This window comes from Micromonospora arborensis, assembly GCF_003205615.1.
Classification (GTDB): Bacteria; Actinomycetota; Actinomycetes; order Mycobacteriales; family Micromonosporaceae; genus Micromonospora; species Micromonospora arborensis.
Genome location: NZ_PYBV01000034.1, coordinates 39265 through 50642, shown reverse-complemented (window position 1 = coordinate 50642; position 11378 = coordinate 39265). Strand labels below are relative to the sequence as shown.

The following is an 11378-nucleotide window of genomic DNA, read 5'->3' as shown; positions in this document are numbered from 1 at the left end:
CCGGCCGAGTCCCCGCCGACGAGCCGGCCCGCCTCGCGCTCCACGTCCGAGCACGGCCCCCGCGCACCACATCCGAGCACCATCCCAGCGGAGTTCTGGCGGCCCGGCACCGCGCGCTTTGCGCCGGTTCGTCGCGGGTGGCAGGTCGACCAAGCCCTCTGCCCCAGATCCGGGGCAGCTCTACAGGAACACCGCAAGGCCCTGCCCCGCGCCCCGGCAGATCACACTGAAGCCCCTCTGCCCCAAATTCGGGGCAGCTCTACAGGAACACCGCAAGGCCCTGCCCCGCCCTGGGCGACCACGCTGGCTCTGCACCGCCCGATTCCGGCCGTCGAGAGGCCGCGATGCGAGCAGGTCAGACGTAGAGCGAGGTGAACGGCGCCCAGGGCAGGTTGCGCAGCACCGAGAAGGCGAGCCACGCGGCCAGGAAGCCGCCGATGACCTTCGAGCTGATCCGCAGCTCGGGCAGTCGCCAGCCGAACGCCTGGTTGCCCGCCCAGGCCACGAAGAGGTACGCGAGGAACGGCAGCGCGAAGACGAACAGGAAGTGGTGCCGGGCGGCGGCCGGCAGGTCGCCGTGCAGCACGTACCAGAGCGCGCGGGTGCCGCCGCAGCCCGGGCAGTCCAGCCCCGTGGTCAGCTTGAGCAGACAGGTGGGCGTGGCGTCCGGGCTGGCGTCGGCCGGATCGCTGATCAACGCGTAGCCCATGCCGGCGGCGACGCAGCCGACCGCGGCCAGCGGCACCGTCCACCGCGGCGAACGCTCGTAGAGCCGCAGTACGAACCGGGTGATCCGGTCCGGCTCGGGGGCCGGGTAGCCACCCGGCGGAGTCGCCGGCCAACCGACCGGACCCGCCTCGACCGGACCCGCGCCGGCCGAGACCCCGCCAGCCGAGACCCCGCCGGCCGGACCCGCGCCGGCCGCATCGGCCGGCACCGTGTGGACCGCCCCGGGGGCGGGCTGCGGCTGGTCGACCGGACCGGGAGCGCTCGTCACGCGCTCACGGTACACCGGACACGCTGGCCAACGCGGCGGTGAGCGGACCGGCCAGGTCGCCGGCCAGCGGTGGTGCCACCGCGTCCAGGCCGAGCCAGCCGGCGAGCCGGTACAGCTCGGCGGCGAGCGCCGCCGCGGTCTCCCCCGGCTCGGCGCCGGGCTCGATCCAGGCGGCCGGCACCAGCAGCACCCCCGCCTTGCGGTCGGCCTTCAGGTCGACCCGGGCCGTGAACCGGTCGCCCTGCAGGAAGGGCAACACGTAGTAGCCGTAGACCCGCTGCGGCGCGGGCACGTAGATCTCGATCCGGTAGTTGAAGTCGAACAGCCGCTCGGTGCGGGCTCGTTCCCAGATCAGCGGGTCGAAAGGGCTGACAAGGGTGTTACCTCGAACCCAGCGGGGCAGCCGGGCGGACGCGTGCAGCCACGCCGGCTGGCGCCACCCCGCAACGGTGACCGGCACCAGCTCACCGGCCTCGGCCAGCTCCGCGACGGCCTGCCGGGCACCGGCCAGCGGCAGCCGGAAGTAGTCGCGCAGCTCCGGCTCGGCGGCCACCCCGAGCGACCGCGCGGCAAGGGCCACCAGCGTGCGGTACGCCTCGGCGTCGGTCGGGGTGGGCGCGGCCAGCACCGCTGCGGGCAGCACCCGCTCGGGCAGGTCGTAGCGGCGGGCGAAGGAGGTGCTGCGCTCGGCGGCGGCCACCTCCCCAGCCCAGAAGAGGAATTCCAACGCCCGCTTGACCGCCGACCAGTTCCACCCCCAGTTGCCGGTCTCCCGGGGCGCGTCGTGCTCGATCTCGGCAGCGGTCAGCGGACCCCGGGCGGCCACCTCGTCACGGACCCAGGCGACCAACGCCGGCTGCTCCTGGGCGATCCGCCGCATCCCGCCCCAGGATTCGCTCTGCGCCCGGGCCATCCGCCAGCGCAGCATCGGGTGCAAGGCGACCGGAATCAGCGACGCCTCGTGGCCCCAGTATTCGAACAGCTCACGCGGGCGCCGGTAGGCGGCCTGGTCGAGCAGCGTGGTCGGGTAGGGCCCGAGCCGGCTGAACAGCGGTAGGTAGTGCGCGCGTTGCAGCACGTTGACCGAGTCCATCTGGATCAACCCGACGCGGTCGAGCACCCGGCGCAGGTGCCGCCGCGTGGGCACGCCGACCGGCGCCGGGTCGGCGAAGCCCTGGGCGGCGAGCGCCACCCGCCGGGCCTGGGCGAGCGAGAGTGATTCCGGTGCGGTCATCGTCGGCGACCTTAATTCATCGGTACGACGTCGGTGCGGGAAGCTGGACGCGACGACCATCGGGGCATAGAACGGTGCAATGCTGACCATCCGTCGGGAGGAGCCGGACGACGCCGAGGCGGTCGCCCGGGTGCACGTGCACGGCTGGCAGGCGGGTTACGCCGGTTTCATGCCGGACGAGGTGCTCGGGCGGCTGAACGTGATGGCCTGGGCGCAGCGCCGCCGGGACGTCGGCACCGCCGATCCGGAGCATCCGTTCACCACCCTGGTCGGTGAGGTGGACGGGCTGGTCGTCGGCTTCACCACCTTCGGGCCGTACCGCCGCAACCAGGACCGGGACGACCTGGACCCGACGGTCGGCGAGGTGGTGGCGCTCTACGTGGAGCCTTCGTGCTGGGGTGACGGGACCGCCGCCGCGCTGCTGGCCGCCGCCCGGGCCGGGCTCAGCGAGCGGGGCTGGACCGGGTACCGGGCGTGGGTGCTGGCGGACAACCGGCGGGCCCGCCGGTTCTGCGAGCGGGCCGGGCTGTCAGCGGACGGTGAGCAGTCGACCTATCAGGTGCCGCTCGCCGGCGGGCGTGGGCCGGTCGGGCTGGTCGAGTTGCGGTACGCCGGACGCCTCGACCACTGACCCGGGCGGAGCCAGCCAGCGGCGGATCGGCAGGAAGGCCAGCAGCGCCAGGCTGATCCACACGTAGGCGTTGCTGCCCAGGAAACCGTCGACGCCGGTGAAGTCCTTCTCCCAGAACCAGACGGTCCGGCTGATCAGCAGCGCGTACCCGATGGTCGCGGCGATCAGCAGGACCCGCCGTCGACGGCCGGCCGGCGCGGCCATCGCGTTGTCGACCAGCAGGATCAGCGCGGGCAGCAGCCAGACCAGGTGGTGTACCCAGGTGACCGGGCTGACCAGGCACATCACCGCGCCGGTCAGTGCCAGCCCGGTCGCCTCGTCGCCCACCGCGACGGCGGCCCTGGATCGCCAGGCCCACAACGCCAGGGTGCCGAGCACCAGCAGCAGCCAGAGCAGGGTGCTCGGGTGTTGCGGGTCGAGCCGGGCGACCACCCCGCGCAGCGACTGGTTGGAGACGAAGGCGAGCTCCCCCACCCGTCCGGTGTTCCACAGGGCCGCGGTCCAGAATTCCCGGGACGCGTCCGGGAAAAGCGCCCCGGCCAGCAGTGACACCCCGGCGGCCGTGCCGCTGGCGGTGAGAGCCGCCCGCCATCGCCCGGTCAGCAACAGGTAGACGATGAAGACGCCCGGGGTCAGTTTGATCGCGGTGGCGAGCCCGATGCCCACCCCGGCCCACCGGTTGCCGGCCGGCAGCAACCGCAGCAGATCCACCGCCACCAGGAAGAGCAGCAACGTGTTGACCTGGCCGAAGTTGACGGTCTCGCGCATCGGCTCGAACGCGGCGGCCAGGCAGAGCGCCACGGCGAGGGCGAACCACCTGGTCCAGCCGGCGCGGCGGGCGATCGGGTCGACCAGCCACCAGATCAGCACCGCCGTGGTGACCACGCTGGCGAGCACGCTCACCACGATCGCGGCCGACCACGGCAGGTACGCCATCGGCAGCATGACCAGCGCGGCGAACGGCGGATAGGTGAAGCCGTACTGGGTGTTGGGCTTGAGGTAGTCGTAGATCTCCCCGCCGTCGTGCACCCACCAGGTCAACGCGCCGTAGTAGACCTTGAGGTCGAAGAATCCGTGCCGTACGGCGGCGACGGCGAGGAACGCGGCGACCGCCGCGGCGAGCACCACCACCCCGACGACCTGCGCGGTCGTCCTCTTGGCACCCTGCGCCACCGTCGTCCCCCTCGCCCTGCGTAGGCTTCCGTCCCATGGCTCTCGGGTACGTCCGCCCGGCGCGTCCCGAGGACGCCGGCGAGATCGCACGCATCCAGCTCGCAACCTGGCGGGTTGCGTACCGCCGGATCCTGCCTCGGCACGTGCTCGACAACCTGGACGAGGCGTTCCTCGCCCGGCGGTGGAGCGCGGCGGTGCTGGAGCCGCCCTCGGCCGCGCACCGGGTGCTGGTCGCCGTCGAACAGGCCGAGCAATCGTATCTGGTGGGGTTCGCCGCCTCCGGGCCGGCCGACAGCGAGGCGCTGGCCCCGGGCGAGCCCGCCGACGCGCTCGGCCCGGACGTGGCGGCGGTGACCGACCTGCTGGTGGAGCCGCGCTGGGGTCGGCGTGGGCACGGCAGCCGGCTGCTCGCAGCGGCCGTCGACCTGTGGCGGGAAGACGGCCTGAGTCGCGCGGTGGCGTGGGCGTTCGACGGTGACGAGGCGACCCGCAAATTCCTCACCAGCACGGGTTGGGAGCCCGACGGCGCGGCCCGCGCGCTGGACGTCGACGACATGCTGGTGCCGCAGGTGCGCCTGCACGTGGGCGTCCCGACCGAGAAGGTGACCGAGGACGTTCCCCCCGGCTGATCCGGTGCGACGGCCCCGACGCGGAGCCGCCACACCGGCGGGTCAGCCCTTGTCCGAGCCGTCGTTGGCGTCGCGGACGAAGTACCGCTGGAACACCACGAAGATGATCGCCACGGGGATGGTGGCCAGCAGCGCGGCGCCGAGCTTGAGCGGGTACTGGGTGCCGCTGCCGAGTGAACCACTGACCAGGTCGGCCAGCCCGCGTGGCAGGGTGAACAGGTCCGGGTCCTGCACCGACACCAGGCTGTGCGGGAACTCGTTCCACGAGCTCTGGAACGACAGGATGGTCAGGGTGATCAGCGCCGGTTTCGCCATCGGCAGCACCACCGACCAGAAGGTGCGGAAGATGCTCGCCCCGTCGATGCGGGCGGCCTCCTCCACGCTGACCGGGATCGACTCGAAGAACTGCTTCATGATGAACACACCCGCCGCGTCGGCCAGCAGCGGCACCACCAGACCGGCGTAGCTGTTGTAGATCCCGAGCTGGTTGAGCACGAGGAACTTCGGGATCAGCAGCACCACCCCGGGCACCGCCAGCACCGCGACGACTGCGGCGAACAACCCGTTGCGCCCCCGGAACCGCAGCCGGGCCAGCGCGTACCCGGCGAGCGAGTCGAAGAACACCCGACCGATGGTCACCAGCACCGTGACCAGCAGCGAGTTGCCCAACCAGAGCGGAAAGTTGGTGCCGGCGAAGACCCGCTCGAAGCTGGCCAGCGTGAGCGGGTCCGGGAACGGCGAGAGCGGGTCCGCCGCCGCGTCGGCCTCGGTCTTGAGCGAGTTGCCGATCTGGATGACGAACGGGTAGAGGAACACCAGCCCGAAGAAGACCAGCGTGGCGTACCCCAGGAAGCGGGTGGCCAGGGTGCGGGCCGCGCGCTCGTCGCGCCGCGCGGGGGCCGCCGCCGGGCGGTCGGTCAGCAGGGCCATCTCAGGACCTCTCCGGTACGCGCCGACGCCACCAGCCGCGGCGCGGCCGATCGGTGTCCCGCTCGGCCAGCACCCGGCGCTGGATCAGCGTGAGCACGATGATGATCAGGAACAGGACGAACGAGATCGCCGCGCCGGAGCCGTAGTCGAAGTCCCGGAAAGCGGTCCGGTACGACAGGTAGGCCGGGGTGAGCGTGGTCTTGGCCGGGTCGCCCTGGCTCATCACGTACACCTGGTCGAAGACCTGCCAGGAGCCGATCGTGCCGAGGGTGAGCACCAGGAAGGTGGTGGGCCTGAGCAGTGGCAGGGTGACGTGCCGGAATCGCTGCCATCGGGACGCGCCGTCGAGGGTGCTCGCCTCGTCCAGTGCCACCGGCACGTTCTGCAGGCCGGCGAGGAACATCAGCATGAAGGTGCCGGAGGTGGTCCAGACGACCAGAGTGATGATCGAAATCATCGCCACGCTCGGGCCGGCGAGCCAGTCCCACCAGCTCAGGCCGAGCGGGCCGCCGCCGGTCAGCGCCGCCGGGGGCGAGTCGACGCCGACCACCCCGAACAGCAGGTGCAGCACGCCACGGGAATCGGCGAACCACTCCGGGCCGTCGATCCCGAAGAAGCCGAGCAGCGCGTTCACCGCGCCGGAGTTGGCGAAGAGGAACAGGAACACCACGCTGATCGCGACCGAGCTGGTGACCGAGGGAAAGTAGAAGGCGCTGCGGAAGAAGCTCTTGCCCTTGAGCATCCGGTTGTTGACGACCAGCGCCAATCCGAGCGCGAGAGCGGTCTGTGCCGGCACCACGATCGCCACGTAGTAGATGTTGTTGCGGATGCTGGTCATGAAGTCCCGGCGGGCCAGCCCGTCCTCGGTGAACAACCGGGTGTAGTTGTGCGCGCCGACGAACGGGACGTCGCCGGTGAACGGGCTGCCCTGGCCGTTCCAGTCGGTCAGGCTGACCCAGAACGCCATCAGGATCGGCAGCAGCAGGAACAACCCCAGAATGGCGATCACTGGTGCGACGAAGAGCCAGCCGGCGAGGTTCTCGTTGCTGCGGGTGCCGCCCCGGCGGCGGCGGGGGCTCGCCCCGGGCGCGGTCGCCGCGGCGGTGAGTGTCTCGGTTGCCATCTCCCCTCCCTCCCTTTATCGGGCCGACGGGTGCGGCAGGGGCCCCGTGCGTGCCGGGGCCCCTGCCGTCAGGTCAGCTGGTGCCGAGCGCCGCCTTGGCGTTCTTGTCGAAGTTCTGCAGCACGGTCTTCGGGTCGCCGTTGGCCAACCCCTGCAGACCGGTGTCGAAATCCTTGAGAACGCTGTCCATCTTCGGGGCGTTCACCGGGCCCTGGGCGTACGCGGCGCCGTCGATGAACGGCTTGTCCTCGGGGTTGGCGGCGGTGTACTGGTCACGCACCGACTGCCGGGACGGCATCACACCGACCGCCTTCGCGAAGATCAGTTGCTGCTCGCCGCTGGTCATCGCCTCGACGAACTTGATCGCCTGGTCCTTGTACCTGCTCTTGGCCGCGATGCCCCAGCACTGGGTGAAGGAGAGCGTGCCCTGCCCCTTCGGGCCGGCTGGTAGCGCCACGACCTTGTACTTCACGTTCGGGAAGTCGTTCTTCAGGGCGCCCGTGATCCAGTTGCCCTCGATGGTCATCACGGCCTTGCCCCTGCCGAACGCCTCACCGGACCAGCCGGCGTCGAGCTGCTTCGGGTACTTCGCCAGGCCGGTGGTGAGCATGGTCCTGATGTACTGGAGGGCGGCGAGGTTCTCCGGGGTGTCGGCCGTGGGCTGCTTACCGTCCTTACTCAGCAGCCATCCGCCGTTCTGCACCATGAAGGCGCCGATCCGATCCCGGGTGTCGCCGAGGGCCAGCGGGACCTGCCCCTTGGCCTTGATCTTCTGGGCGGCCGCGGTGAGCTGCTCCCAGGTGGTCGGCACGTCGGCGTCGGTCAGTCCGGCCTTGGCCCACAGGTCGGTGTTGATCTGCAGGGCCAGGGTGGAGAAGTCCTTGGGCGCGCAGTAGAGCTTGCCGTCGTACGTGAACGCGGTGCGCAGGCTCTCGTAGAAGTCGCCCGAATTGCTGATCTTGTCGCCGTACGGTTCCAGGGCACCGACGCTGGCGTAGTCGGCGAACTGGGCCGCGTCCACGTAGAACACGTCCGGCGGGGTGCCACCGGCGAGTGCCTGTCCGAGCTGCTGGGTGAGGTCCTGTGCCGGGGTGACCGTGGCGGTGTTGCCGGAGCTGGTCGCCCACTTCGCGGCAGCCTCCTGCACGGCCTTGGTCTCGGCCTCACCGGAGGAGCCGATCAGGATCTGCAGGCTGGCCGGGCCACTGGACTGGGCGGCGTCGCCGGACGAGTCGTCGAAGCCGCTGCCGCAGGCCGCGGAGCCGAGCAGGGCGACGGCGGCGAAGCCGGCCACCGCCGCCCGGGCGATGGTGTGAGGTGCCATGTTCTCTCCTGGTGGGGGTGGGACTACGCGGTGTGCCGCAACGCCAGCGAGGGCTGGAGCAACACGTGGGTGGGGGTCTCGTGGTTGCCGTCGAGGACCCCGGTGAGCAGGTCCACGCAGCGGGCGGCGGCCTCGCCGAGCGGTTGGCTGATGCTGGCCAGCCCGACCGCGGCGGCCACCGGCGTGTCGTCGAAGCCGATCACCGACACGGGCGGGTCGGTGCCGCGGATCGCCTGGAGGGCGCCGAGGGCGAGCGAGTCGCTGGCGCAGACCACGGCGGTCGGCGCCACGGCGGCGAGCAGGTCGCGCATCAACCGTTCGCCCTCGGCGATGCCGTCCTCGGTCTCCCGGTGCAGCCCGGTCGGGTCGACACCCGCTTCGTGCAGCGCGTCGCGCCAGCCGGCGCGCCGGTCGTCGCCGACGCCCGAACCGGCCGGCCAGCCGATGAACGCGATCCGTCGGTGCCCGGCTGCCAGCAGGTGCCGGGTGGCTCCGGCGGTGCCGGCGGCGCCGTCCACGTCCACCCAGGGGTGGGCGTCGAGGGCGTCCCACGGACGGCCGAAGGTCACGAACGGCACGTCCCGCTCGGCGAGCCAGGCGGTACGCGGGTCGCCGTGCTTCGTCCCGACAAGGACGAAGGCGTCCAGCTCGTACGTGCCGAGCAGGTCGTCGTAGGTCGAGATCTCCCGCTCGTCGTCGCTGGCGGTGTAGAGCAGCACCCGGTAGCCGGCGGCGTCCGCGGTCTCGGTGAGACCGTGCAGGAAGCGGTCGAGCACCGAGCCGTTGATGCCGTCGCGTGTGGGTTCGATCCGGGCGGCGATGAGTCGGGACCGGCCGGTGCGCATCTGCCGGGCGGCCTGGTTGGCCCGGTAGCCGAGTGTGTTGATCGCGTCCTCGACCCGCAGCCGGGTCTCCTCCCGCACGATGTGTGGGGCGTTGAGCACGTTGGACACCGTCTGCCGGCTGACTCGGGCGTGCCGGGCCACCGTCGCGATGGTCACCTTTTCGGACACTTAATCCCTCTCGCCGTCTTGAACGATCCAATTCGGATAGTGCAGGATTAGATCGTTCAAGTTTCTGGAATGTTTCGCACTTTGCACCGCCGAGGACACGTTGTCAAGACGTCCGCCCCCACACCCCGATGATCTGGAGCCACAACCGTGATCGAACGCCAGCTGCAACCCCTCCTGCACGAGTTGGTGGGGGCGGTCTTCGCCCCGACCAGCGCGCTGGGGGACGCGACCGGGCAGATCCGTCCGACCGGCGTCCAGGGCGTCTTCCACGCCGACGCCCGCGTGCTCTCCCGAGCCGAGCTGCGGGTCGACGACCGGGAGCTGGAGAGTCTGACCCGTGGTGACGACGGCCCGCACGGCGCTCACTTCGTGGGCCTGGCGCGCTGGCTCGGCGACCCCGTGCCCGACCCCACCGTCCGCGTCGACCGGCTCCGCCGGGCCACCCGCAACGGCCTCACCGAGGAGCTACGGATCGTCTCCACCGCCACCGTCGGCGTACGCGCCACCGTCACCATCGACCTCGGCTGCGACCTGGCACCCATCGAGGTCGTCAAGTCCGGTGGCGCCGCCGCCGCGCTGGAGGCCAAGACCGGCCAACCGGGCGTGCTCACCTGGTCGGCGGAGGGGATCACCGTCACCGTCACCGCGTCGGGCGCCGACGTGCTCGCCACCGGTGAGCGGACCACCGCACCCCGGCTGGCCTGGCCGGTCGAGCTGCCCCCCGGCGGCGAGACGGTGCTGCGCTGGCAGCTGACCGTCGAGGACCCCCGCGCCGTCGTCCTCGGCCCAACCGGCGATCCGGAGTGGTCACGACCCGAGGTGACCGCGGACGACCGGCGCCTGGTCCGACTGCTCGACCGCAGCCTGGATGACCTGCGCGCCCTGCGACTGGCCGAAACCGGCGCCCCGGAGGACGTGTTTCTCGGCGCCGGAGTGCCCTGGTTCCTCACCCTCTTCGGTCGGGACAGCCTCTGGGCCGCCCGGATGATGCTGCCGCTCGGCACCGACCTGGCCGCCGGCACCCTGCGGGTGCTCGCCCGGCGGCAGGGCACCCGGATCGACCCCGCCACCGGTGAAGCCCCGGGCAAAATCCTGCACGAGTTGCGCCGCCACGAGCTGGCGCTGCCCGAGCACGGGCTGCGCCTACCACCGGCCTACTACGGCACCGTCGACGCCACCATGCTCTGGGTCAACCTGCTGCACGACGCGTGGCGCTGGGGCCTGTCTGCCGAGCAGATCGAACCGCTGCTGCCGTACCTGGAGGCGGCCCTGCGCTGGCTCGGCGAACACGCCGACCCGGACGGCGACGGCCTGGTCGAGTACATCGACACCACCGGCCACGGCCTGTCCAACCAGGGCTGGAAGGACTCCGGCGACGCGGTCCGATTCCACGACGGCAGCCTGGCCACCGCGCCGATCGTGCTGGCCGAGGTGCAGGGGTACGCGCACGAGGCGGCGGTGAACGGCGCCGCCCTGCTGGACGCCTTCGGCCGACCGGGTGCCGACCGCTGGCGCGAGCACGCAGGCGCGCTGGCCCGCCGGTTCCGGGACAGCTTCTGGGTCGACGGCCGGTACGGTCCGCAACCCGCGCTCGCCCTCGACCGGGACAAGCGGCCCGTCGACTCGCTGACCAGCAACATCGGTCACCTGCTCGGCACCGGTCTGCTCAGCCGCGAGGAGGAGGACCAGGTCGCCAAGCTGCTCACCACCGACACCCTCGCCGGTGGCTTCGGGCTGCGGACCATGTCCACCGAAGACGCCGGCTTCAGCCCACTGTCGTACCACTGCGGCTCGATCTGGACGCACGACACCGCGATCGTGCTCGCCGGGCTGGCCCGCGCCGGGCACCGCGAAGCCGCGCTCGGCCTCGCCGAAGGGCTGCTCAGCGCCGCCGAGGCCTTCGACTACCGGATGCCGGAGCTGTACGGCGGCGACGACCGTTCGCTGGTGAACCGCCCGGTGCCGTACCCGGCTGCGTGCCGGCCGCAAGCCTGGGCCGCAGCGGGCGCGGTGCTCCTGCTCCAGGCGGCGACCGGCCTCTACCCGGACGTGCCAGGCGGGACGGTCCGGCTGACCCCACTGGCCGGACCCGAGCTGGGCGCAGTCACCGTCAACGGCCTCCGCGTGGCCAACACCCCGGTCGACGTGGCGGTAGATCGCACCGGCCAAGCCACGGTAAACGGCCTCCCCACCTCCGTAACCCCAACCCTCCCCACCCAACGCCGCCAGCCAAGCCCTCGCCCCCACTAACCCCCAGCCCCATCCCCAGTCCCGGTCCCAGTCCCAACCCCGGTCCCGGTCCTAACCCCGGTCCCGGTCCCGGT

At 71.7% G+C, this 11378-nt stretch carries 10 protein-coding genes; 3 read left to right on the top strand and 7 right to left on the bottom strand.

Annotation, left to right across the window (positions count from 1 at the left end; genetic code table 11):
• Window positions 1-355: 355 nt before the first annotated feature.
• Together C7C45_RS24995 and C7C45_RS24990 are read right to left on the bottom strand one after the other, a co-directional pair.
• Window positions 356-937 (bottom strand): DUF2752 domain-containing protein, encoded by a 582-nt coding sequence (locus C7C45_RS24995; RefSeq protein WP_110566184.1) that lies wholly within the window; start codon window positions 935-937, stop codon window positions 356-358.
• Window positions 938-1001: 64 nt separating this feature from the next.
• Window positions 1002-2231, bottom strand: coding sequence for a winged helix-turn-helix domain-containing protein (locus C7C45_RS24990; RefSeq protein ID WP_110566151.1), 1230 nt, complete (start codon window positions 2229-2231; stop codon window positions 1002-1004).
• Between the two features lie 79 nt (window positions 2232-2310).
• On the opposite strand from C7C45_RS24990, the gene C7C45_RS24985 reads away from it, so the two are divergent.
• Window positions 2311-2862, top strand: coding sequence for a GNAT family N-acetyltransferase (locus tag C7C45_RS24985; RefSeq protein WP_110566150.1), 552 nt, complete (start codon window positions 2311-2313; stop codon window positions 2860-2862).
• Here the strand turns inward: C7C45_RS24985 and C7C45_RS24980 are convergent.
• On the bottom strand, window positions 2761-4035 hold the full coding sequence (locus C7C45_RS24980; protein WP_110566149.1) for a glycosyltransferase family 87 protein: 1275 nt from the start codon (window positions 4033-4035) through the stop codon (window positions 2761-2763). The genes C7C45_RS24985 and C7C45_RS24980 overlap by 102 nt on opposite strands.
• 35 nt (window positions 4036-4070) lie before the next feature.
• On the opposite strand from C7C45_RS24980, the gene C7C45_RS24975 reads away from it, so the two are divergent.
• Window positions 4071-4664, top strand: coding sequence for a GNAT family N-acetyltransferase (locus C7C45_RS24975; RefSeq protein ID WP_110566148.1), 594 nt, complete (start codon window positions 4071-4073; stop codon window positions 4662-4664).
• Between the two features lie 42 nt (window positions 4665-4706).
• Here the strand turns inward: C7C45_RS24975 and C7C45_RS24970 are convergent, their stop codons facing one another.
• The 4 genes from C7C45_RS24970 to C7C45_RS24955 form a co-directional block, all read right to left on the bottom strand.
• A complete protein-coding gene (locus C7C45_RS24970; protein WP_110566147.1) occupies window positions 4707-5594 on the bottom strand; it encodes a carbohydrate ABC transporter permease in 888 nt (295 codons plus the stop codon).
• A gap of 1 nt (window position 5595) precedes the next feature.
• On the bottom strand, window positions 5596-6717 hold the full coding sequence (locus C7C45_RS24965; RefSeq protein ID WP_110566146.1) for a carbohydrate ABC transporter permease: 1122 nt from the start codon (window positions 6715-6717) through the stop codon (window positions 5596-5598).
• Window positions 6718-6790: 73 nt separating this feature from the next.
• On the bottom strand, window positions 6791-8041 hold the full coding sequence (locus C7C45_RS24960) for a sugar ABC transporter substrate-binding protein (protein WP_110566145.1): 1251 nt from the start codon (window positions 8039-8041) through the stop codon (window positions 6791-6793).
• 23 nt (window positions 8042-8064) lie between these two features.
• Window positions 8065-9054: a LacI family DNA-binding transcriptional regulator gene (locus tag C7C45_RS24955; RefSeq protein WP_110566144.1), complete on the bottom strand. Its 990-nt coding sequence runs from the start codon at window positions 9052-9054 to the stop codon at window positions 8065-8067.
• A 147-nt stretch (window positions 9055-9201) separates the two neighbouring features.
• Here C7C45_RS24955 and C7C45_RS24950 point away from each other — a divergent pair, with 147 nt between their 5' ends.
• Window positions 9202-11304 (top strand): amylo-alpha-1,6-glucosidase, encoded by a 2103-nt coding sequence (locus tag C7C45_RS24950; RefSeq protein WP_110566143.1) that lies wholly within the window; start codon window positions 9202-9204, stop codon window positions 11302-11304.
• Window positions 11305-11378: the final 74 nt, after the last annotated feature.